The organism is Rhizobium sp. CF080 (genome assembly GCF_000282095.2).
Taxonomy (GTDB): Bacteria; Pseudomonadota; Alphaproteobacteria; order Rhizobiales; family Rhizobiaceae; genus Neorhizobium.
This window is the reverse complement of sequence record NZ_AKKC02000008.1, coordinates 289,064-311,646: the sequence shown is the minus strand read 5'-3', so window position 1 is coordinate 311,646 and position 22,583 is coordinate 289,064. Positions and strand designations below refer to the sequence as shown.

17 protein-coding genes are annotated in these 22,583 nt (G+C 59.7%); 4 read left to right on the top strand and 13 right to left on the bottom strand.

From position 1 onward, the window contains the following. Positions 1 to 193: 193 nt before the first annotated feature. A complete protein-coding gene (locus PMI07_RS18770) occupies positions 194 to 1,714 on the top strand; it encodes a hypothetical protein (RefSeq protein ID WP_007759854.1) in 1,521 nt (506 codons plus the stop codon). 739 nt (positions 1,715 to 2,453) lie between these two features. Here PMI07_RS18770 and PMI07_RS18765 read toward each other — a convergent pair. From PMI07_RS18765 to PMI07_RS33715, 4 genes are all read right to left on the bottom strand, one after another. Further along, entirely contained in the window at positions 2,454 to 3,794 is a 1,341-nt protein-coding gene (locus PMI07_RS18765) for an HlyD family type I secretion periplasmic adaptor subunit (RefSeq protein ID WP_007759851.1), read from the bottom strand. Positions 3,795 to 3,804: 10 nt separating this feature from the next. Then, positions 3,805 to 5,844 carry a type I secretion system permease/ATPase gene (locus PMI07_RS18760; protein ID WP_024163922.1) on the bottom strand — a complete coding sequence of 680 codons (2,040 nt, stop codon included), beginning with the start codon at positions 5,842 to 5,844 and terminating at the stop codon, positions 3,805 to 3,807. 126 nt (positions 5,845 to 5,970) lie between these two features. Further along, positions 5,971 to 7,983, bottom strand: a complete 2,013-nt coding sequence (locus PMI07_RS18755) for a hypothetical protein (RefSeq protein ID WP_007759847.1) — start codon at positions 7,981 to 7,983, stop codon at positions 5,971 to 5,973. A gap of 119 nt (positions 7,984 to 8,102) precedes the next feature. Continuing rightward, on the bottom strand, positions 8,103 to 9,791 hold the full coding sequence (locus tag PMI07_RS33715; protein ID WP_024163921.1) for a hypothetical protein: 1,689 nt from the start codon (positions 9,789 to 9,791) through the stop codon (positions 8,103 to 8,105). Between the two features lie 554 nt (positions 9,792 to 10,345). Here PMI07_RS33715 and PMI07_RS18735 point away from each other — a divergent pair. Beyond that, positions 10,346 to 11,242: a response regulator transcription factor gene (locus PMI07_RS18735; RefSeq protein ID WP_245277190.1), complete on the top strand. Its 897-nt coding sequence runs from the start codon at positions 10,346 to 10,348 to the stop codon at positions 11,240 to 11,242. Further along, positions 11,184 to 11,717 (top strand): hypothetical protein, encoded by a 534-nt coding sequence (locus PMI07_RS18730; protein ID WP_007752509.1) that lies wholly within the window; start codon positions 11,184 to 11,186, stop codon positions 11,715 to 11,717. Before PMI07_RS18735 ends, PMI07_RS18730 begins: the two co-directional genes overlap by 59 nt. A 14-nt stretch (positions 11,718 to 11,731) precedes the next feature. Here PMI07_RS18730 and PMI07_RS18725 read toward each other — a convergent pair whose 3' ends face one another. The 4 genes from PMI07_RS18725 to PMI07_RS18710 all read right to left on the bottom strand — a co-directional run bounded on the left by PMI07_RS18725 (position 11,732) and on the right by PMI07_RS18710 (position 16,247). Further along, positions 11,732 to 11,998 carry a hypothetical protein gene (locus tag PMI07_RS18725; protein ID WP_007752506.1) on the bottom strand — a complete coding sequence of 89 codons (267 nt, stop codon included), beginning with the start codon at positions 11,996 to 11,998 and terminating at the stop codon, positions 11,732 to 11,734. 245 nt (positions 11,999 to 12,243) lie between these two features. After that, positions 12,244 to 12,519: a hypothetical protein gene (locus PMI07_RS18720; RefSeq protein ID WP_007752503.1), complete on the bottom strand. Its 276-nt coding sequence runs from the start codon at positions 12,517 to 12,519 to the stop codon at positions 12,244 to 12,246. Between the two features lie 666 nt (positions 12,520 to 13,185). Beyond that, positions 13,186 to 15,021 (bottom strand): ABC transporter ATP-binding protein, encoded by a 1,836-nt coding sequence (locus PMI07_RS18715; protein ID WP_007752500.1) that lies wholly within the window; start codon positions 15,019 to 15,021, stop codon positions 13,186 to 13,188. A gap of 29 nt (positions 15,022 to 15,050) precedes the next feature. Next, on the bottom strand, positions 15,051 to 16,247 hold the full coding sequence (locus PMI07_RS18710) for an aminotransferase class V-fold PLP-dependent enzyme (RefSeq protein WP_007752496.1): 1,197 nt from the start codon (positions 16,245 to 16,247) through the stop codon (positions 15,051 to 15,053). A gap of 96 nt (positions 16,248 to 16,343) precedes the next feature. Between PMI07_RS18710 and PMI07_RS18705 the strand changes: the two genes are divergently transcribed. Continuing rightward, on the top strand, positions 16,344 to 17,171 hold the full coding sequence (locus PMI07_RS18705; protein WP_007752495.1) for an IclR family transcriptional regulator: 828 nt from the start codon (positions 16,344 to 16,346) through the stop codon (positions 17,169 to 17,171). A 10-nt stretch (positions 17,172 to 17,181) separates the two neighbouring features. Here PMI07_RS18705 and PMI07_RS18700 read toward each other — a convergent pair whose 3' ends face one another. The 5 genes from PMI07_RS18700 to PMI07_RS18680 all read right to left on the bottom strand — a co-directional run bounded on the left by PMI07_RS18700 (position 17,182) and on the right by PMI07_RS18680 (position 22,347). Further along, positions 17,182 to 17,694 carry a RidA family protein gene (locus tag PMI07_RS18700; protein WP_037087499.1) on the bottom strand — a complete coding sequence of 171 codons (513 nt, stop codon included), beginning with the start codon at positions 17,692 to 17,694 and terminating at the stop codon, positions 17,182 to 17,184. A 19-nt stretch (positions 17,695 to 17,713) separates the two neighbouring features. Continuing rightward, entirely contained in the window at positions 17,714 to 18,922 is a 1,209-nt protein-coding gene (locus PMI07_RS18695) for an amidohydrolase/deacetylase family metallohydrolase (RefSeq protein WP_007752493.1), read from the bottom strand. Further along, on the bottom strand, positions 18,923 to 19,795 hold the full coding sequence (locus tag PMI07_RS18690; protein ID WP_007752490.1) for an ABC transporter permease: 873 nt from the start codon (positions 19,793 to 19,795) through the stop codon (positions 18,923 to 18,925). Then, positions 19,795 to 20,736 (bottom strand): ABC transporter permease, encoded by a 942-nt coding sequence (locus PMI07_RS18685; RefSeq protein WP_007752488.1) that lies wholly within the window; start codon positions 20,734 to 20,736, stop codon positions 19,795 to 19,797. The genes PMI07_RS18690 and PMI07_RS18685 overlap by 1 nt, the downstream gene beginning before the upstream one ends. An 84-nt stretch (positions 20,737 to 20,820) precedes the next feature. Then, positions 20,821 to 22,347, bottom strand: a complete 1,527-nt coding sequence (locus tag PMI07_RS18680) for an ABC transporter substrate-binding protein (protein ID WP_024163920.1) — start codon at positions 22,345 to 22,347, stop codon at positions 20,821 to 20,823. Positions 22,348 to 22,583: the final 236 nt, after the last annotated feature.

The window sequence follows — 22,583 nt, the reverse complement described above, 5'->3', positions numbered from 1 at the left end:
TTTCCACACATATCCAAAAGAGCTAGCGCCTACGCCGATCGTACCCCCCATACCGCCATTTGCCTTGCTTGCCTGCGGTCCTGCTATGCCATTCGATTCAAGGCGACCGTCCCACAGTTCTCGCCGGCCGAAATCGACGGGCCGGCGTCAGCATCGGAAAGGATCTGCCTTGAACCGCCGAACGTTTCTCCAAATGCTGTCGAGTGTCGCAATCGCGCCGACCTTAGGTGGCATGCCTTCCGACTGCATCGCAGCCGAGGACCTGTTCCCCGCTGAAATGGGATTGAACATCACCGGAATGAGTTACTGGGCGACGGAGCAGGTCTTTTCCAACCTCGCTTATAACGCCTCCCCCTGGCGGGTGCAAATCCAAGGCGCGCCCTTCACATGGGACACCCCGCTGCCGCCGATGACGCCGGACGGGTATCCCAAGGAGGTGCCGGCAAAATCGTTCGTCGAGAGTTTTCTGATCTTTACCACGCATCGGAAGAATCTGCCTGTCCAGCTTTCGGTCCATTACGATGGCAAGGGTAAACTTGGCTATATAGCCGGTGCAGAACTGGAGTCTCGATCGCCAGGACGCGACGACGTGCGCAATCTGCGGAAAGATGCGCCCTTCACCTCGATGGTCATGGAAACCGATCCAGCTGACCCGATCCGCAATATCCGTGTCTATGAACGCGGCCCAGTGCCGAAAGAGACATTCCGGGCGCCATTTCTGGAGCGGCTGAACGGCATGTCGGCCCTGCGTTTCATGGACTGGATGGGAACCAATAATTCTGCGGTCCGGAGCTGGAGCGACAGGCAGCGACCCGGCCAGTTCGGTAAATCAGAACTTGGCGTGCCGCTCGAATACATGATCGAGCTCAGCAACCTGGTCAAATCGGATCCGTGGTTCAACATGCCCCATCTTGCGGACGACGACTATGTTCGCCGGTTCGCCGAGCAGGTCAAGAAGGACCTCGACCCGGATCTCAAAATCCATGTGGAATATTCCAACGAAGTCTGGAACACGTCATTCGATCAGGCCGACCATGCGCGCAGCCGCGGCCTTGCTCTCGGTTTTTCGAGCAACGACTATGAAGCCCAGCTCCGTTATTACGCACAACGGACAAGCGAAGTGCTGGCCATCTGGGAGGATGTTTTCGGCGCCGCGAGACAGAGGATCATCGGCGTCTATGCGGCGCAATCCGCCAACGGATGGACCAGCGAAACCATCCTGTCGTGGAAAGGCGTGAAGGCTCACGCGGATGTGCTTGCGATCGCGCCTTATTTCGGTGGGGGTCTCGGTTCGCCGGATCGCGCGGAAGAGGTTTCAAGATGGACACTCAACCGCCTCTTCTCGGCACTCGAGAACGAACTCGAGACCGACAACAAGAAAACCATCCAGGCACAGGCAGCGCTTGCCAGGCAATACGGCGTCAAGCTCTACGCCTATGAGGGAGGCCAGCATCTCGTTGGCCACAGCGGAGCGGAAAACAACGAAAGACTGACGAATCTCTTTATTGCAGCCAATCGGGACCGCCGGATGGGCGAGCTCTATCTTCGCCATCTCAAGAACTGGCGAATAGCAGGCGGGGACCTCTATGCGGCGTTTTCGTCGATGAGCGAACCCAACAAATGGGGCAGCTGGGGATTGCTGGAAGAAGAAGGCAGCACTCACCCGAAATGGCAAGCCATCCAGCAGGTGCTTAAGCGCAAACCGACCCTCTAGTTCCGCATGAAGCCGCTGAACGCCAGATGGCGAGCGTGCTGATCAAATCACGATGAAGGTGTAGGTCAAACAACTGACCGGCTGCCTGAGCTGGCAGCCGGTCAGTCTACCACGCCGATACCCGAGGCGTTCTGCTCAAGTCCGCACTACAAAATACCACAATCGCAGATCGGCGATATTGCAATCGGGCCACACCTCAAGTGTAACTTTCGAATACCTAATTTAGCCGACTGATTCCGGAGTGGATATTTATTCCAATCGATGTACAGGGGCGGGAAAAAGCCGAAATCAACCAGTGATTACTAAATCACGACATAGATACAACGATTAAGAGAAACTAATCCTTTTGATTGAGTTGATGTGTTTCGCAGATGAGGGAATAATACTTTTGCCAAACAGACTGCTGAAGGCTCGAACGGGAAAAACGGTCGGGCCTTCTCCTTTTGGTGGAACTGACATTTTTCAAGGCTCGTGGTGTTATGTGGCCTCGAGGCGTCCTGTCGGCCTCGATTTACTTCCCGTCTTGCGGGCGCCCTCGCTGTTTTCATCAGCGAGGGCTTCTTTTTGGAAATACCGAGGAGAGCAGGTCTGGCGCCCATCTTGGGAACATCCGATGGAGGCCAGGACGGCGAATGGCCCTGCGGGACATGGCCGCGGACAGCAAGCCTACGCCTTTTGAGGTATCTTCTCGATCGAGTATCGGCATCGATCACGTCCCGCCAGAGCGGAATCGTACCTGTCAGCGCTCGGTAAACGCCCTCGACATGCTGTCCACAATCGGTTTAGCCAGATAGCTGAAGAACGTTCTGACCGCAGTTTGAATCATGATTTCCGCCGGCATGCCGGGCTGCGGCGTAAATCCTTTGATACGCGAGATTTCATCCGATGAGATATTGATGCGCGCGACGTAGACATCGTGGTTGGTGAGCCCCGCCTTGCTATCTTCCAGCGCATCCGCCGAGACATAGAACACTTCGCCCTGCAGGACGGGAGTCGTGCGCTGGTTCAGCGCGATGAGGCGGACCGTGGCCTTCTGACCGACTTTGACGCTGTCGATCTCGTTGCGAGGCACCTTTGCCTCGATGATCAAAGGCACGCCGGCAGGCAGGATCTCCATGATCCCCTTACCGCTTTCGATGACGCCGCCTGTCGTATGGTAATAGGTCCGCACGACAGTGCCGGAGACGGGCGCAAGGATCGTGGCCCGGCGCAGAACGTCGTCGGCTTCACGGGATTGTTCACGCGCCGCGTCACGCTCGCCTTGGATCGATTGCAGGCGGTCGAGTGCCTCCTCCCGATACATTTCTTCCGCGCGCGATATTTCCTGCTGCCCCTTCAAGAGCTCGGCACCGGTTTCCGCGACCTCTGCCTCCAGGCGGCCGATCTGCCCTTCGGCATCGGCGATTGCCCGCTGAAGCGCCCTGACCTCGGTTGCTCGCAGCAATCCCTTTGTCAGCAGAACCCGCTTGATATCGTATTCGTCCTTGAGCAGCGCGAGCTGACGAGACATGGCCTCACGGTGCCGATTGTAACCTTCGCTACGGAACTCCATGGCTTTCATGTTCTGCTTCAGCAGCGAAAGCTCAGTCGCCAGCTTCATGCGCTGGGCCTTGAAGTTGAGCTGTTGCGTAAGGATGATCGCCGAGACATCAGGGTCATCCCTGAAATCGTTCAGATAGGTCGAAATCATCATTGAATCGGCACCTTCGGACTGAGCCGTAAGGCGGGCCGCGGTTGCTTCCAGCCTGACACGTCTGAGGAAGTACTCCCGTTTCTTCGCCTGCGACGCGGTCTCATCGAGCCTGACCAACGGCTGGTTTTCGACAACCTGGTCACCCTCGTTGACCAGCAGTTCCCTGATGATCCCACCCTCGAAATGCTGCACGATCTTGTTGCGGCCGGTTGCGACAAAACTGCCTTGGGCAATGACAGCCGCCGCAAGCGGTGCAGTCGCGGCCCAGGTGCCGAAACCCCCAAAGGCTATGGCCGTCAATGCCAGACCGGCCACCGTCTGTTTCCAGACAGACCGGGGGACCTCCGAGTACCATTCGAGATCGTGAACCTTGGCAACAGCAGACATGACACAACCCCTATTGCAACTGATGACCGAATGACCCGGTGTTGATATCGATGCCACGGGCTTCGATCGCTTTCAGCACATCCGCCCGCATCCCGAACAGCGCAACGGTGCCGTTCACCAGCAGCAGAACCTTGTCCACGCTGCTGAGGAGGGCCGGCCGCTGCGTGATCGTCGCAACGGTTATCTTGTGTTCCTTGGCATGGCGAAGTGCCTGGAGCAGCGCCGCATCGCCCGCATTGTCGAGATTGGAATTCGGCTCATCCAGCACCACCATCCTCGGATCACCGAAGAATGCCCGGGCAAGCGCGATACGCTGCTTCTGGCCGCCGGATAGCGGAGAGCCATCGGCCGCAACCACGGTTTCATATCCGTGCGGCAGGCTGGCGATCATCTCGTGGACGTCAGCCAGCATCGCGGCGCGGTAGATCTGCTCATCGTCCGCGTCCGGCCGCATGCGGGCGATATTGGCCTTGATCGTGCCGGGAAAGAGCTGCACGTCCTGCGGCAGATAACCGATATTCTCACCGAACTGGCGCTGATCCCAGTTTCTCAGATCCATCAGATCCAACCGGACGCTGCCCGACGTCGGCAGGATCGACCCGACGAGCATTTTCCCGAGAGTGGTCTTGCCGGCGCCGGAATTTCCGATGATCGCCAGGGAATCGCCGGGCTGCAGGGCAAATGCGATACCGTTGAGGACGACGCGCTTGGTTCCCTGCGGCACATAGAGGAGGCGTTCGACATCCAGGCGCCCTTCCGGCTTCGGCAGGTTCAGGCGGTCGAAATTCAACGGCGAGGATTTCAACAGCGCCGTTATTCGAGCGTAGGCCGCGCGCGATTGACTGTACTGATTCCATCCTTCGATGGCCCCTTCGATAGGCGCCAGAGCGCGACCCGCGATAATGGAGGCCGCGATCACCATGCCCCCCGTGAGTTGCCCTTCGATCGACAGGAAGGCGCCCCAGCCGAGCATCGCGATCTGCGTCAGAAGGCGGCAGGCCTTCGATATGGCCGCGATGGTGATGTTCCGGTCCTGGGCGATGACCTGCGATTTCAGCGAGGCTGCCGTATCCTTGCCCCAGATCTGCACCGTCTCGGGTATCATGGCGAGCGCATTGATGATCTGCGAATTGCGCGACATCGATTCCAGATGAAGATTGGCTTTCACCTGCGCCGTATTGGCTTCGGCAAACGGCTCCGCGGTCATGCGCTGGTTGATCTGGGTGAAGGCAAGCAGCATGATGGCCGTCAGGACAACGATGAAGCCGAGATGCGGGTGAATGAGGAAAACCGCCGCCACAAAGAGAGGTGCGATGGGCGCATCGAGGAATGACAGCAAGGTCCTGGAGACGAGAAACGAACGAACCTGCTGCAGATCGCCGAGCACCTGGTATTCGCGGCCGTTGCTCTGAAGCGAGGCGCGGGCCGCCGCGCTCAGGATCGGAGCACCGAGCTGCGCCGCGATCTCCACCGCGGTCCGCATCAGGATGAAGCGCCGAAGCGCGTCGAAGGCGGCCTGCAGAATGACGGCGCCGACGATCACGATCGTCAACATTACCAGGGTGTCGAGAGAACGGCTGGTCAGCACCCGGTCCGATATCTGGAACAGGTAGACCGGGATCGCCAGCACGAGGATATTGCTGGCAATGGTGAAAAGCATGACGATCGCCAGGTTCCGCCGCACGGCGGTGACGCCCGCCCGCAGGCTGGCCGAAAAATCGACCGGCGCGAGGCGCTTGTGAAACGTTCCGTCGCCGCCGCGCCCGCCGCCGTTGGAGGGCGACTTTCCGAAGGTCTTTGTCTCGGTCCGCAAGGGTCCGGTGTCGGCATCGATGGTGATCATGCCTTCCGGCGCCTTTGCCTCCGTCGCTTCGCGCACCGTGGGCTTCGGCTCGATTTCCGGTTCGATGATCCGGTCATTGGCAGGCATCGGCAGAATATCGGCTCCAGAAGAGCTTTCATTCACCCGCGATGGGTTCGGCGCAACGTTTCTGGGTTCCAGCCTGGATATCGTAGCTGAAGGAGCGGCACCGTCGGGCGACAGTTTCATGCATTCCTCCACAGCGCGTTCCAATTTTGCATAGATGTCCTCACCTTCAAGTTGCTGACCTTCATCGTGATCGTGGGCCCGTTCTAGGTCGGCCCTCTTTTGGGCGTCCGACATGTTTCTCCCCCGTTATCCGAGCACATGTTGTAACCCGTCGTTCTGGTACTGGCCGTCATGTTCGACGGGCATGCCGAAGCCAGGCTCGGTTGGATCGGCGTCCAGCATTGAATCGTCGAGAAACGCCACCGCTTCGTTGACCAGCGCGTCGGGATCGTGCGCGGCCCATTCCGGATGGCTCGAAATCAGTCCCGATTGGAACAGCGTTTCCTGGGAATATTGCTCGCCGCCCACATAGGTACGGCCGAGAGAATCCAGATCGGCGATCGCCGCATTGTTGATGAGCGCGTTTCCACCGGTGGAGATCGACCATGTCGCTTCCGCATGGGGATTGAAGGCATTCATCGCCAGGGCGATCTGATCGCTGTCGCCGACGATGGTGGTCTGGCTGACATACTGGATATTCAGCAGGTCGCCGCTGATATAGAGAACGCGCAATCCAGCCAATCCGGCAAAGGCCGAGTCGGTCAAAATTCCGTCGGGCAAATCTCTTCCCCCGCCGGCAAAATCATTCGCCGCATCCACGTAGGCCGAAGGCAGCGTATCGAAACGATCGGCGCCGCCGATATTGTAGATATGGGCCTGATTCCAGAGCAGATTTCCGGCGCTGGAGATCGTGCCCTCGCCGGTCGTTCCAAAACCCGTAACCGCGCCGACCACGTCGTTGTCGAACAATATGTTCGTCTGGTGGATAATATTGGCGTCGTACAGACTGCCGCCGATCAGGATCAGGTCGTAGGCGTGGCTGAGCTCGTAGATCGAGGTCTGGTTCACGCTGGTGTTGTCGCCGGCGATCACCTTGGTCGTGGCGCCGGAAGACGACAGGATGCCGACGTCATTGTCGGACATGAAAATGTACTGCTCCAGCCAGTTGGCGATCAGCAGATCACCGTGGATCTCTGTGACCGCCCAACTTCCGGGATAGCCACCGCCGGCGTGTGCCGAAGCGTTCCCGCTTTCCAACGGATCAACCCGCTGGAATGTCGCAATGTTGAATATTTCATCGGGCACGTCATCGCTCGTCCAACTGTTGATTGCCGAGGTGATGGCGTCGGTATCATGAAGGACATTGATCTGGATGATCGCGTTGATCTCGAAATGATCGCCAACGACCGCCGTTACTGTCGCGCCGGTCCAGATATTCTTGAGGACGGCATCGTTGACGGCGGTATTGTTGCCGCCAACCAATTCGACCGAGGCCTCTACTTGAACAGAACCGTCGGCAAACACCTTCACGTTGGATGGCTGAGCACTGTCCGCGGCATCGACGTCGCTGGAATCGGCATCATCATCTTCGAATGAATGATGATCCTCCAGCTTCGGCGCCTCGTCGACCAGTATGCCGTTGACGTAAATGCCATCGATTGTCGCGGACTGATGGACGAAAGCCCCCATGGGACCGCCGGACTCTGCTGAGAGAGAATCCAGTTGGTCGGCGACCGTCTTGATGATCTCGATCAGGTCCGCCCCCGACGTCGGCATTTCGAGATGGCCGATGGGCGAATCCGAAAGAACCTGTTGGGCAGTATCCAGCAGTTCGCCGTTATCGACCGGCGTGGGATTGAACGTGAGGCCATGTCCCCCGACCGCGAAGCTGTCGTTGTCGGAAAGCGAGGCGGCCTGGACGATGAAATTCGCAACCGAACCCGGAGGCTGGATCTCCCATGTGAAGGACTTGCCGCTTCCATAGAACGGGTACTCATGCTGCGGCATCTCGTGCCGGCCGTAAAGCGTCCTGATTTCCACGACGGGAATTGACGGGTGGTCGTATCCACCCACAAAGCGAGGATGCCAGAGAGGCGTGAAACTGGCTGGAGACTTGTAGGCCACGTACGGATCGAAGCCGAGCAGGTCGTAAGGCGCCTCGAAATGGGATTGTGTCACCGCCGATGGCGGGATGAATTGTTCGGGCGTGTAAAGCGAGAAATCCTTATAGGCGTCTCGCAGGCGCGCATCCTCGACGTTCGTGTGGAAGAGGCCGATGAAATGAGCGATTTCCTCGGTGATTGTGTCCATCGTCGTCATAACCGCTGCCTTTGTATGGGCATGCCTGCATTACAGGGCGTTCGGAATGAGGGACTGCGCAGGAAATCTGCGCAGTCCACGATGTGAGGTCTCTGCCTGAGAAGCGGAGAGGTGTCGGATTAGACGCCGTCGTCGGTGTCGTCTCCGGCCACAGTGCTGGTGAGGTCCCCGCCAACGATCGTCATGTCGATCGCATTCTGCTGCAGGTTCGCACCCATCACGATTTCCTGGTTGAAGGCGTGGGTTTCGATGACACCGTCAGCCGAGGCGGAACTCGTTCCGGTCACGAAACCATCGTCACCATTGCTCGAGCCCCACGTGCCGCCGTCGCCGCCGGCTCCGCCGGCACCGGTATAGGCAAGGCCGCCATCGCCGCCGGCAGCACCGGCGCCGCCAATGGCCCAGCCACCGACCGCTCCGCCACCGATACCATCGGCCCATGCGCCGCTAAGTGCCGCACCACCTTCGCCGTAGCCAGATGTAGCGTCACCGCCGGTAGCATCGCCACTGGTGGCTGCGCCGGCTGTTGCTCCGCCGCCGGTACCGTCACCGCCTGCTGCGCCGTCACCACCGAGGCCGGCGCCAAGCCCGGCACCGAAACCGGCTCCGAGACCAGCTCCGAGAGCACCGCCGCCATCGCCGCCGTCGCCGGCATCCGTGGCTTCGCCGCCATCGCCGCCGTCACCGCCGGTCGGATCGCCGCCGGCACCGCCGGTGTTTCCGCCACCGTCACCGCCAGGGCCGCCTGCGCCGCCATCACCGTCTGCGAAGATCGGATTGATAAAGCCGAGACTACCGCCAATGGCAGTTGTCGCTGCACCACCATTCGAATCTCCGCCGTCCCCGGCATCGGAAGCATTGCCGCCGGTGGAGTTGCCGGAATTGCCGCCTGAAGAGCCATCGCCGGCCGTATTGCTGCCGCCCTGGTCGCCGTCACCGGCAAATGCCAGTCCTGCACCGAGGCCGAGGCCAAGACCAAGGCCGAGACCGAGACCATCGCCGCCACTGCCGCCACGGCCGCCAATACCCTTGCCGCCATTGGCTTCGCTGTCGGCATCGCCGCTGTCGCCGTCGCCGCCGTCGGCATCGCCACCTTCGCCTTTACCGCCGTCTGCAGCGCTTGCAGCCAGGCCGCCGATGCCGATACCGCCGAGTGCGAACCCGCCAAGAGCCGCACCACCGTCACCGCCGTCACCGCCATCGGCATCGGCATGGCTTCCGCCGTCACCGCCGCCGCCGCCGGCATTGATTCCATCGGAGGCGATCGCAATGCCGCCCTCGGCAGTGGGATTCAGTTCGAAGGTCCCGTCATTGCTGACACTGGCCTTTTCGAGCTTGTCATTGTCCTGGATGTTGGCGACCTGGCTGATGACATTGCCGACATCATTGCCTTCACCGGTCAGGGCTTTATTGAGCACATCATCGATGCGGATGTTGAACATCCCGTCGATGGAACTGTCCTTCATATCGACATCGGCAAAGTCGTCGTCCGTCGGCAAGTAGTCTTCGAGGCTGACACCGACGTCGACGGTGACACCGACCGTGGTCTCATTGACGTTTTCGTTGAAGTTGCCGTTGAGATTGGCATTGCCGTTGCCATTGAGATTCAGGCTGCCATTGCCGTTCAGGTTCAGGTTGCCGTTACCATTTCCGTTGCCGTTGAGGTTGGTCGAATCGCTCCACTGGCTCTGGCTTTGGTCACTGGCCTGCTGCTGCTGTTGCTGTTCCTGCTGTTGCTGTTGTTGCTGCTGCTCCTGGCTATCAGGATCGTCGACCAGAGTGTCGAACGTGTTGCGTCTATCTACCATCACACAGTCCTCGTATGACTGCGACGGCGTGACCGCCATTCATCTTTTTGGGGTCTTTGCTCGTCGCTGTTGAAGTGAGTTATTGGCCTTTGGCAACAGGGCGCGCGTCAACGCGACCGTTCGCCGGTCTTTCTCTCGTGATGTCTGATTTTTTAGCTCTCCCCTAGTTTCCCGAGAGGTTTAGAACGAGCAGCGGCGTGGCCACATATTCGCTACATCAAGTGACGACGAACGTTCTCTAGCGCTCGTTCTTCACGTGCTTCGGGATGGGACCACTCTGTCCCGATTGCGCAGAAGAAATAAGGTAATATTTCGATCTAGCGCGACCTGATGAATACTACATGAGCATAGTCAGATGGGTTAAATGGTCTACGCAAGAAGACGTAGGCACATCGACAATGAATTTCGCCTTATGTATATAGCAACTCGTTTCGCACGGGAGGAAACGCTGCATGATCATGGTTCGTTCGCGTTAAAAGGACCTTGAAACCGGCATTCCGTCGTCGATTCGATCTATTCTGTAAATCCTTCGGTCTATTCCCACCATCCGGCTCTTGGTTTACCGTTCCAGAATAAGATCTTCGGAGCACCACTTTGCGTGTACTTTCGATCAACGACTGGAGGGGGGCCCGTCCATGCAAATTCCGCATGGTGTTTCACAACACGTCGGCTTGGATCTGGCAACAAACGCCTTGAAGAGAATGAATGCGATCCGAACACTCCTCTTCATCTGCTCGCCGGGAACAATCTCCACCGCAATGACGGCGGCTATCGAAAGCGAATTTCCGTGGCTCAGCGTCAAGACGGTTCCCGACCTGAAACTGGCCTCGACGGAGTTCGACAATCCGGTCCAGCTCGTGCTGGCAGATGTCCGTCTTGCATCCGCGCTTGCCGAATACTGGCCGGAACTCGCCCGGCATCATCCCGCGGCAACGCTCGCGCTGATGGGTACCGACGATGGGGAGATGGCTTCCGATCATCGAAGGGCTAAAGAGCTTGAAATCGTCCAGGGGATCCTGCCGTTCAACGTCAATCTCGACGTCTTTCTGTCAGGCCTGCGGATCATATTGAAGGGTGGCACATATTTCCCTTCGACGGGCTACCGAGCCCAGAGAAGTGAGCCTCTGGAAACAAGCGACGATCCGGCTGATCCCAAGCCAGCTCTATACAACGCCGGCAAGCAGGCGATCGAAAAGCTGACGAAACGGGAGAATGAAATTCTTGCCAGGATGGCCATGGGCAACCAGAACAAGATCATTGCAGCCGCCCTGGGTCTCTCCGAACATACCGTCAAGATTCATATCCACAACATCATCACCAAACTCGGCGTGCATAACAGAACGGAAGTCGTCGCTCTCTATTTTGAATATCGGCGTAAGGATATGACCGGCAATGCAGGCGACACGAACCGCGGTCAGGACGGCCGCTCCCTCGCAGGCGACAAGTACTAGGCTTCAGGACATCCTGCTCCTGATCGGACAGCTGAACTACACCTGGACCAATACGGAAAGCCTTTTGATTCACATGATCGCCGGCCTTGCCAAAGTGGACAAGGAGACGGCGATCGTCATTTTCCTGACCTTGAATACGACACGTGCCCGCATCGACCTCGTCGAGCGGCTGACCAAGATGCGCAAGACCGCACCGGCCTGCCGCAAGGAAATTCTGGAAACCACTCATCGTCTTTCCGACGAAGCCAAGCTTCGCAACAAATATAACCATTGCATCTATTCATTCGATCCCGACAGCGGCCGCAACGTCACGCAATCGATGCGGATCTTCGAAAGCAGAGACGAGATCAAATACGGAAAGGTCGAGGAACTCGACGCGCGCGAAATCGGCCGGATCCGGGAAAGCATCAATTCGCTCGTCGCGATCAACCGGATGTTCTGGGATATCACCGAACGCTACGGCTTCCCCACGTAAATCCGCACAGAGCCTCACACGAGGCTCGGCACCGCTATGCCGGGCAGGAAACCCTTCAGGGCGTCGGCCAGCGTAACGATCGACATCAGGTGCCCGGCATCATCGGTGATAGAAATCGCCCGCAATGCAAGGGCTTCTCCCTGCTGAATATGCTCGACGATGATGTCTCTCATTCCGGAGATGACTTCAGCTGTGGCTCTCTCGAGATCGATAAAGTCGAGGCCTTCGGTATCCGGAATGAAACCGTCCTTCAAATCGACATTCAGGAAATATTTCACCATGGAACGCAAACTCCCGGGGGTTAGCCTTGCGGCCGCTTGAACTGCGAAATCAACCCGTCGCGGAAGCGGGCGCCCATAAAGTTCAAGCGCTACTCCCCATCTCCCGATCTGCGCTTAGGCTCAATCAGAACATCAGCAGATATATAAATTACCCATCGCGCCGGTCAACCTGGAATTGGCAGTTCCCTTGGAAACTGGTGAAAAAATAGCCTTTTATTCCGTATTCCCCGCAATTCTGAGGGGGATCACACGGGACCCGTGGGACGTTTCTCCGTTAGCCAGCGCCTTGCCAAATGCATATTGATGCTCGCCCAATCATGGTTCAATGCGGCGATGAACAGACTGTCGTTCTGGAGGATAATTTCCTGAAGATGTTGCTGCAGTTCCGAAGCATCTCCGTCAAATTCCACCAGCCAGGTCGTTCCGGATAACTTACAATTTACAAGCGGTTGAATTCTTTTTCGTGCCCGATTGTATGATTCGACCTTCTCGCATTCCAACATAACTAGAAACACTGCCATTCAAGGTACCTCCAGGCGGAGGAAACAAATATTGATGCGCAAAAGTTCCATTCACAATCTGCAAGAATCTTTGATAGGGGCGCAAGTTTTCCTCAAGGAAATCTCGTCTTAAGGCGGGGTATGCTCCAAATCGGAGCACTATGCTGCCTATCTGGTTGGCAGATACCTCAAAGGGATATCGCCTCCCCAGAACGGTCTCCAAAACCTTTGACCGATGGGCTGATCCCGACGCCGAATAACCTAGGCAAGACCCGCACCACTTCCGGATATCCGTCCAGGTCGTGGACCGCGAAACAGCGGGGACATGGCATTTCAACCGCGCCGCAGCCGCAGCATCGGGTGCCGGTATACGGTTTGGCAGGATGAGCTTCGCAAACCCAGCCCGTGTCCTTGCAGTCTCTGCACTTGAACATGAGCGAAACCTCTCTCCGATCCGCAGGATCGCCAGGATAACACGCGCGTGAGTCGCAGGCAGTTGCGCCAAACGAGCTACATCCATAGGCCTATCGGCTTCGTACACCGGTGGGCTTTTTCGCAACTGAGGGATGAGACATGGCCCATTCCTCATCGAAACCGTTATCGACTGATCACCGGAGTTACGGCAAAGGATCTACTTTTGGCCTATGTTGGATTACGGAAACGCTCTGCGGAAACCACCCTCAGCCGTTACACCGCGACCAGATGGCCCGGTGAAACGGTCTTATAGTCGAGCGGATTCACCTTGTAGTCGACTGAACGGATCGGGCTCTTGAGTTCGTCGCTGGCGGCGATCCGCTTTTCGCGGCGGCGATCCGGGTCGGGCACCGGCACGGCGGCCATCAGTTTCTTCGTATACGCGTGCTGCGGATTGCCGAACACGGAGGCGCGCGGTCCGATCTCGACGATCTCGCCGAGATACATCACCGCCACCCGGTGGCTGACCCGCTCGACCACCGCCATGTCGTGGCTGATGAAGAGGAAGGCAAGGTTGAGGCTCTGCTGCAGGTCGAGCATCAGGTTGATGACCTGCGCCTTGATCGACACGTCGAGCGCCGAGACGCTTTCGTCCGCGACGATCACTTTCGGTTCGAGCGCAAGCGCCCGGGCGATGCAGATGCGCTGGCGCTGGCCGCCGGAGAATTCGTGCGGATAGCGGTTCACCATGTCGGGCGTCAGCCCCACCTTGCGCAGCATGTCGGCGACCACGTCCTTGGCCTGTTTCGCCGTGCCCATCTTGTGTTCCAGATAGGGCTCGGCGATCGCCTGGCCGATCGTCATGCGCGGATTGAGCGAGGCGAACGGATCCTGGAAGATCATCTGCACGGATTTGCGCATCTCCCGCATCTCCCGCTTGTCGAGCGCCAGCACGTCGCGACCCTCGACGACGACCGAACCGGCATCCGGCTCGATCAGCCGCATGATCGCGCGACCAGTCGTCGACTTGCCGCAGCCGCTTTCGCCGACCAGCGACAGCGTCTCGCCGGCATGCAGATCGAATGAGACGTTCTCGACCGCATGGACACGGCCGCTCACGCGACCGAACAGGCCGGAATGGATGTCGAAACGCTTGGTGAGGTTCTTCACCTCCAGAACCGGCCGCTCGTTGGCGGCAACGGTATCAGCCACTTCCACCTGCACATCGGATTCCCCGGTTGCCGTGTTGACGACCGGAAAGCGCAGCGGTCGCTGGTACTTCTGCATCGAGCCGAGCACCGGCACGGCGGCGAGCAGCGCCCGCGTATAGGGATGTTTGCCGCGATGGAAGATGTCGGGCGTATCGCCCGTCTCCACCTGCTCACCGCGATACATCACGATCGTGCGGTCGGCGACCTCGGCCACCACGCCCATGTCATGGGTGATGAACAGGACCGACGTCCCCTCCTCGTCCTGCAGCACCTTGATGAGGTCGAGAATCTGGCCTTGGATGGTCACGTCGAGCGCCGTCGTCGGTTCGTCGGCGATCAGCAGCTTCGGTTTCGACGCCAAGGCCATGGCGATCATCACGCGCTGTCGCATGCCGCCCGAGAAACGGTGCGGATATTCGTCGAAGCGGGAGGCCGCCGACGGGATGCGCACCTTTTCCAGCAACCGGATGGTCTCGGCCTTGGCCTCCGCCGCCGACATCGCCTTGTGGCAGAGCAGCGCCTCCGAAATCTGGTCGCCGATGGTGAAGAGCGGATTGAGGCTCGTCATCGGCTCCTGGAAGATCATCGCTACATCATTGCCGCGCACTTTGCGCATCTCGTGTTCAGGAAGCGCCAGAAGATCACGCCCGCCGAGCATGATCTTCCCCTGGATACGGCTCGTGCCCTCCTGCAAAAGCCGCATGATGGATAGTGAGGTGACGCTCTTGCCGGACCCGCTTTCGCCGACGATCGCCACGGTTTCACCAGGAGCGACAGTGAAGGAAACGTCACGCACGACCGACTTCCACTCGCCGTCCACGTTGAACGAGGTGGTCAGGTTCTCGACGGAGAGGACCGGCTGAGCGGACTGGACGGCTTGTGCTTGCGAAATGGCCATGATCGTTCCCTTCTTGTCGTTGTTTCTGCTCAGTCCGGCCAGCGAAGAGCACCGTCGAAACGGTGGCGGCTGCGTTCTTCGATCGGGGTGGCGATGATCTCGTTGGAGGCGCGCGCCTTGTCGAGTTCTTCCGTCAGGCGAGCAGCAACGATGGTTTCTTGGCCCGGATGCAGATTGCAGGGGTCGAGGTAGAAATAATGATGCTCCACCTCATGGTCGCGGACGATGATCGGCGGGTTGCCACGACCGAGCGCTGCGGCGAGATCCCAGGCGGTGATATGCGCTTCCGGAGCGGAGACGATCACCCGCATGCGGTCGAGCGGGTTGTTGGTCGGATCCGGCTCGATCAGCGCCGTGACGCCGGGTCGACCGTCGAGCGTCTGCTTCCAGAGGTTCAGGTAGCCGGTCTCGCGCTCGCGGATACCCGCATGATCGCGCTTCTCCCAGGCTTCCAGCGCCGCCATGACGCCGAAGACGCTTTCCTTGCCGACCTTCATGCCGCGGCCGATGCCCATGTTCTGCAGGAAGGCGCTGCGCACCAGCTCTTTCTTGCCGGCGACGATGCCCGAAGTCGGGCCGCCGAGGAACTTGTGGCCGGAATAGAGGACGATATCCGCACCCTGCGCCAGGAACAGCTTGAGATCATATTCGGAAGCCGCATCGACGATGACCGGTAAGCCCTTTGCATGGGCGATCTCGACGAATTCGACGAGGTTGAGCAGGCCGTAGTCGACCACATGGTGAGAGACGACATAGACGGCGGCTGCCGTCTTCTCGGTGATCGCATGTTCCATGTGGTAGCGGTGCGTCGAGGTCGCCTGGCCGATCAGCACGACCTTGCCACCGGCGAGCCGGATCGCCTGGTCCACCGGTGCGCCATAGCTCACCACATGGCCCATCTGCACGAGCACTTCGTTCTTGTCCGGCACAGAATCCGGCAGCTTCTCGATCGCCAACAGGTTATTGCCGGTAATGGCGCCGGCGACTGCGAGACTGATGCCCGAGGAGCAGGAGGCCGTCACGAAGCCCGCTTCACCGCCGGTCAACCGGGCGATGATCGCGCTTGCCTTGCGCTGCAGATCGTTGATCTCCACGAATTGCGGCAGGATAGCCGCCATCGCCTGAATCGCCTCGGGAACGACGATCGAAGCCCCGAGGCTTGTCATCGTGCCGGAAACGTTGATGACCGGGCGAAGGCCGATCTGGGTGCGGATATCATCGGACATTGTGGTTCTCCAAAGTGGCGGCCAGTGGCGAATTGCCATCGACAGCTATGCCATAGTAATGTAATAGCCTCTCAAAATCAGACGAGGAGCGTTGAATTGGACGCGAAGACTTCATCCGCAGACCTCTCCGGTGACGCCGGTTCCGAGGTGGAAGCCAAGGGTACGCGCCGCTCGCGCGTGAGCGGCATCGACCGCGCGCTGCAGGTGATCGATTATCTCTACGAAACGGGTGCGCCGACTGGCGCCTATGCGATCGCCAAGGCGGTCAAGGCGCCGCTGTCGACCGTCTACGTGATCATCGACGATCTGGTCGAGAAGAACATGCTCGCCCGCAATGCCGACGGTTCGATCTGGCTCGGCGCGAGGCTCTACCATTACGGCCTCGCCTATGCCCGGTCGCTGGATTTCATGAGCGTCGCCACCCACGAAATGCACGACCTCTGCCGCGAGGCGGGCGAAACCGTGCAGGTCTGCGGCCGCGACGGCGATTACATGCTGGTGCTCGCCATGGCTGACGGCCCGAGCCATTACCAGGTCGCATCCCGCGTCGGCACCCGCGTGCCGCTCAACTGGACGGCATCCGGCCGGCTTCTCGTCGGGCACTTGGCCGAAGCCGAGCGGATCGAGCTTTTCAAGCGCTGCGCCCGCACCTCGCCGACCGGCCGCGCCGAGATCGACGCCCGCACGCTGTCCGACTCGGCCGGCAAGGCCTTCGAGGAGCGGCTGTCGATCCAGGTGGCGGAGTCCGATTATGCGGTTGCCTGCATCGCCTCGCCGGTCTGCGACCGGAGCGGTGAATGCGTCGCCACCATTTCCATCGTGCTGCCGGAACAGAAAGTCGTCTCCGACGAGAGCCACTATACGCAGCACGTCCGTGCTTCCGCCCAGCGGATCGAGAAGCTGATGGGTTGGCGCAACCACTGACCTAACCTCCTCAGTCGTTCAGCGAGACGATCGCCTCGATCTCGACGGTGATGTTGCCCGGCAGCGAGCCGAAACCGACCGCCGAGCGGGCATGCTGGCCCGCATCGCCGAACACCGCAATGAAGAGGTCCGAGCAGCCGTTGATGACGCTCGGATGATCCTCGAAATCCGGCACGGCATTGACCATGCCGAGCAGTTTCACCACCCGCTTCACCCGCGAAAGGTCGCCAAGCGCCTCGTGCATCACCGCAAGCAGGTTGATGCCCACCAGCCGCGCATGCTGATAGGCGAGATCGACGCTGACATCGGCGCCCACCTTGCCGGCATGCAGATGGCCATCCGCCTCGCGCGGTCCCTGGCCGGAGAGGTAGAGCATGTTGCCTTCCAGCACATGCGTGACGAAATTGGCGATCGGCGGTGGCGGCGGCGGCAGTTTGATGCCGAGCTCGATCAGTCGATCGTAAGGTGTCTGTGCCGTGGGAGCGGCCTTTGCTGAAGACGTATTCACGTCAACTCCTGTCATGCGATTTCAAGAATGCGCCTCAGCGCCACGAGTAGCCGTGGCTGTGGCGAACGAGCTTGCGGGCCCGCGGGATGTAGCGGCTGGCGGTGATGGCCTCCGAACCGATGACCGCGTAACGTGGCTCGAACAGTTTTTGGAGACGTGAGACGTCACCGTTGGAATCGGTCGCCTCCAGATCGGCGTCGATGAGATCGAAGATAGTGAAATCGGCCCGTTCGCCGACCGACAGCCGGTTTTCCATTGAGAGCTTGATGACCGCGGCCGGGTGATGCGTAACCGCTTCGACGACCTTGTCGAACGGCATGCCGACCGACAGCAGCTTGGACATGGTCGTCGCCAGGTCCCAGACCGGGAAGTTCATCGAATGGCCGTGCAGGTCGGTCGAGATCGAATAGGGCAGCAGGCCACGGGCAATCGCCGCTTCCGCCACCTTGAACGAGAAAGACGCGCCGCCATGGCCGATATCGAGCCGGATGCCCTCGCCGGCGCAGCGTTCGGCGAGATTATAGAGATCCTCGTCTTCCATGATGCTCGAACCGGCCTTGCCGTTGAAGCAATGGGTGACGACGTCGCCCGGACCGAGGATTTCCAAGACTTCGTCATAGAGCGCCGGCGGCTCGCCGACATGCACCATCATCGGGACCTTGAGGATTTTGGCGATCTTCTTGCCGAGCTTGACGGGGGTGACGCCCCAGGAACCTGTGATCACATGGCTCGCCCGCACCTTGATGCCGACGATATGCTCCTTGTTCTCTGCATAACATTCGAGGATGCGGTCGAGGTCGATATCGCGGATATCACGCAATTCGGCGACGCGGTTGCAGGCGACGAGGCCGATCGAACCGAGGTTCAGGAAAGCCTTGATACGCTCCTTCGACGGCTCGATGATGTATTCGCGAAAACCATGGAAATTGGCTTCGCCGGCAGAGCCCGCATCGACCAGCGTCGTCACACCGCGCTCGGCGCCGCATTCGGACGGACGGATCGAGATATCGGTGCCGCCATGCCAGATATGCACATGCAGGTCGATCCAGCCGGGCGAGATGAAGGCGCCCTTGCCATCGATCCGGATCGCATCCGCAGGGGCCGCGAGCGACGGGCCGATCGCGGAGATTTTCCCGTCGGCGCCGACGAGGATGTCAGTGGTGCCGGAGGCCGCACTGCTGCCGAAAGCCATCGGCTTCACATTGGTGAGGAGGAGCGGTTGGCCCGCTGTTTCACCGGTCATTTACAGGTCCTTTCGAAGTCTTGGATCGAGCATGTCCCGCAATCCGTCGCCGACCATCTGCAGCGACAGAACGGAAAGAATGATGGCAAAGCCCGGGAAATAGGTCATCCAGTCGGCCTGGCCGACATACTGGCGACCGGCGGAGATCATCGTTCCCCAGGTCGGGATTTCAGGGCTGACGCCGAGGCCGAGGAAGGAAAGCCCCGCTTCGGCGAGCATGGCGCTGGCAAACAGGAACGTGCCCTGCACCAGGATCGGCGATATCAAGTTGCGCAGCACGTGCCGCGTCATGATGTGGAAGGTCGAGATACCCAGCGCCTTCGCCGCCTCCACATAAGGCAGTTCGCGGATCACCAGCGTCGAGGCCCGGACGATACGGGCGAGCCGCGGCGAATAGACGATCGACAAGGCGATGATCACCGTCACCAGCGATGGCCCGAGCGCGGCAACCAGCGCGATGGCAAGCAGGATATCCGGGAAGGCCATCATCGCATCGATCAGCCGAGCGATCGGCGTATCAAGCCTCTGGAAGAAGCCGGCAAGCAACCCGAGCGTCACGCCGATGATCGCCGACAGGGTGACGACCGCCGCCCCGACCAGCAGCGACAGCCGTCCGGCATAGATGGTGCGCGAGAAGATATCGCGGCCGAACTCGTCGGTGCCGAACCAGTAGATCTCGCTCGGCGGCCTCAGCCGGTTGACGATCGACAGTTTCGATGGCGAATAGGGCGCGATCCACGGCGCGAAGACCGCCAGCAGAACGAAGATCACGATGACGACCAGCCCGAGCGCGACCGTCTTGCGTTTCAGGAAACGGCGAAAGAACTTGGCTCCCTCGCTCGAGGCCGGTTTGGTGGTGACAATTTCCGCCATCAGTAGCGCACCCTTGGATCGACCAGCAGATAGAGCATGTCGATTGCGAAATTGATCAGGACATAGAGGGCGGCGATGACGAGCAGCGCACCCTGGATGACGGGATAGTCACGCCGCAGCACCGCCGAAACGACCAGATTGCCGACGCCCGGCAGGCCGAACACGGTTTCGGTGACGACGGCACCGGAAATCAGCACGGCAGCGGTCAAGCCCAGCACGGTGAGGATCGGGATCAGTGCGTTCTTCAGCGCATGTTTCAGCACGACGCGCCGCTCGATCAGCCCTTTTGCACGGGCGGTGCGGATATAGTCGTCGCCGAGCACGTCGAGCATCGAGGCGCGGGTGAACCGCAGGATCAGCGCCGAGGAGACGAGGCCAAGCGCGAAGGCCGGCAGCGTCAGGTGATACATGCGCTCGCCAAAGCTGGCACCTGGCCCGCCATAACCCGAAACCGGAAAGATGTTGAGCCGCACCGCGAAGAACTGCATCAGGATGAGACCGAGCCAGAAGCTCGGAATGCTGGCAGCCAGCATGGCGGCCGTGGTCGCAGCCTGGTCGACGAAGGATCCGCGCCGGTAAGCCGCATAGATGCCGATCGGCAGCGCGATGACGCTGGCGATCGCCAGCGAGAAGATCGTCAGGAAGAAGGTCGGTTCGGCGCGGTCGAGAAGCGCCGACGTCACCGGCATGTTGAGAAAGATCGACTGGCCGAGGTCACCCTTCAGAAGCTGGCCGATATAGAAGACATATTGGACGCCGATCGACTGATCGAGGCCGAGGCGCGTCCGCAGTTCGGCGACGTCCTGGGCCGTGGCATCGGGACCGAGCATGACCGCGGCCGGGTCGCCGGGCGTCACGCGAACGATCACGAAGACGATCGTGACGACGAGAAACATCACCACGATCATGCCGGCAAGGCGTTGAAGAATGTAACGTATCATACGAAGGTGTTCCTGTGTCCGGCCGTGCGGACATCATCGAAAACGGATGCCGATCCGTAAACCGGCATCCGTCCGGGAGGACTATTACTTCTTGATCGATGCGTTCCAGAAATAGGGCCACGGAGCCGGGTCGACGCCCTGAAGCTTGGTGGACATGGCGGAGACCGCATTGAAATCGCCGATCTTCATGAAAGGCGCTTCGTCATACAGGGCCTTCTGGACATTGGCCCAGAGCTCGACGCGCTTCTTCGGATCCGACTCCGCCGAGAAAGCATCCACGGCCGCTTTTCTGGCAGGCGTGTCCCACCAGCCCGGCGAACTCGGCGCCAGAGAACCGATCAGTGCCGGCTCCGGCAGGAAAGGACTGTGGGTGATGTAGATGTCCCAGAGCGCCTTGTCGGTGCGGCGCTGGGTAAGCGTTGCCCAGTCGACCACCTGCATGTCGACTGCAAAGCCGGCAAGCTTCAGATACTCGGCTGCGACCTGCGCCATCTTGTAGTGGAACTCGTACTGGCGGCTAGTCAGGATGCGGATCGGCTTGCCGTCATAACCCGCGGCCTTGGCGGCCTTGGCAGCGCCTTCCGGATCGGCGACATTGTAATTGCCCTTCACGCCGGCATCCGTGCTCCAGGTGAAGGAAGCCGGGTAGATGTTGCCGTCGAGCGCGTAGAAATCCTTGCTGCCGAAGGCGGCGGCAAGCATGTCTTCCATGCTGAGCGCCTGACGGATCGCCTTGCGGACGCCAAGGCTCTTGGCAGCCCCTTCTGCGGTGTTGAAGACAAAGACCGGATAGCCGAACGGCTTCAGGAGCAGTGGCTGAGTTGCCTTCGAAGCCTTCACCTTGTCGAAGGATTCGACCGGCAGCGAGTCGACATAGTCGTACTGGCCGGAAACGGCGGCTTCGACGCGGGTGTTCGGGTCCGGAACCGGCACGAAACGGATCTCGTCGAGATACTGGTGGCGGGCGCCGCCATAACCGTCGCTCTCGCCGGAGCGCGGCTTGTAGTCCTTGAAGCGGGTGAGCTGGATATACTGATCGGCCTTGCGCTCCTTCAGCATATAGGGGCCGGTGCCGATGAAATCGGTCATCGTATCAGCCTGCTTCTCCGCCGGGATGATGATCGCGGCAGAGTTGTTGAACGCGAGCAGCGAGGCGAGCGGCGCATAGGGCTGCTTCAGCTTGATCGTCACGGTCGCCGCGTCGGCGGCGGAAATCGACTCGATGAAGCCGGCGGCCTGCTTGCCGCGCGAGGCGAGCTTGGTCCAGCGGGTGAGCGACGCGACCACGTCTTCCGAGGTCATGTCGCTGCCGTCATGGAACTTGATGCCGGTCCGCAGCTTGATCGTATAGGTCTTGCCGTCGGCACTCACCTCCGGCAGGCTTTCCGCCAGAAGCGGCGTGACGTCCCACTTCTTGTTGAATGTGTAGAGTGTTTCGAAAATGTGCTGGGTGACGATACCCACGAGGTCGGCCGTCGACGTCATCGGATCGAGCGTCGGCGGCTCGCCGATGGTCGCAACGTTGACGACGCCGCCTTTTTCCTGCGCCATCAGAAATGACGGCGTGGCGACAAGCGCCGTTGCAACGAGGAATGCAAGTTTCAATTTCATGGTAGTCTCCCGTTTTTATGTTCCACAATTATGTTATATAGGCTTTTATAACAGAATATAGAACGCGACCGCTCTGTCAATGGGCACGTCGAAACAAGCCGGGTCGGATGCCAGCAACGAGATTTGGGATCGCCTGATATCGAAGTTTCACTGCCATCCGTCTGCCCTCAATGTTACGTGAAGTCACTGACTGCCCCTCACAAAGTTCGGCGCTCTCTGTTACGTGGGCTGGACGA

Excerpts from the sequence above, each read along its gene's own strand:
- PMI07_RS18690 (WP_007752490.1), bottom strand. The coding sequence starts at position 19,795 with ATGGCGGAAATTGTCACCACCAAACCGGCCTCGAGCGAGGGAGCCAAG.
- PMI07_RS18685 (WP_007752488.1), bottom strand. The coding sequence starts at position 20,736 with ATGATACGTTACATTCTTCAACGCCTTGCCGGCATGATCGTGGTGATG.
- PMI07_RS18765 (WP_007759851.1), bottom strand. The coding sequence starts at position 3,794 with ATGTCTGCTGTTGCCAAGGTTCACGATCTCGAATGGTACTCGGAGGTC.
- PMI07_RS18755 (WP_007759847.1), bottom strand. The coding sequence starts at position 7,983 with ATGACGACGATGGACACAATCACCGAGGAAATCGCTCATTTCATCGGC.
- PMI07_RS18680 (WP_024163920.1), bottom strand. The coding sequence starts at position 22,347 with ATGAAATTGAAACTTGCATTCCTCGTTGCAACGGCGCTTGTCGCCACG.
- PMI07_RS18730 (WP_007752509.1), top strand. The coding sequence starts at position 11,184 with ATGCAGGCGACACGAACCGCGGTCAGGACGGCCGCTCCCTCGCAGGCG.
- PMI07_RS18700 (WP_037087499.1), bottom strand. The coding sequence starts at position 17,694 with ATGACAGGAGTTGACGTGAATACGTCTTCAGCAAAGGCCGCTCCCACG.
- PMI07_RS18760 (WP_024163922.1), bottom strand. The coding sequence starts at position 5,844 with ATGAAACTGTCGCCCGACGGTGCCGCTCCTTCAGCTACGATATCCAGG.
- PMI07_RS18770 (WP_007759854.1), top strand. The coding sequence starts at position 194 with ATGCTGTCGAGTGTCGCAATCGCGCCGACCTTAGGTGGCATGCCTTCC.
- PMI07_RS18710 (WP_007752496.1), bottom strand. The coding sequence starts at position 16,247 with ATGTCCGATGATATCCGCACCCAGATCGGCCTTCGCCCGGTCATCAAC.
- PMI07_RS18695 (WP_007752493.1), bottom strand. The coding sequence starts at position 18,922 with ATGACCGGTGAAACAGCGGGCCAACCGCTCCTCCTCACCAATGTGAAG.
- PMI07_RS18715 (WP_007752500.1), bottom strand. The coding sequence starts at position 15,021 with ATGGCCATTTCGCAAGCACAAGCCGTCCAGTCCGCTCAGCCGGTCCTC.
- PMI07_RS18720 (WP_007752503.1), bottom strand. The coding sequence starts at position 12,519 with ATGGCAGTGTTTCTAGTTATGTTGGAATGCGAGAAGGTCGAATCATAC.
- PMI07_RS18725 (WP_007752506.1), bottom strand. The coding sequence starts at position 11,998 with ATGGTGAAATATTTCCTGAATGTCGATTTGAAGGACGGTTTCATTCCG.
- PMI07_RS33715 (WP_024163921.1), bottom strand. The coding sequence starts at position 9,791 with ATGGTAGATAGACGCAACACGTTCGACACTCTGGTCGACGATCCTGAT.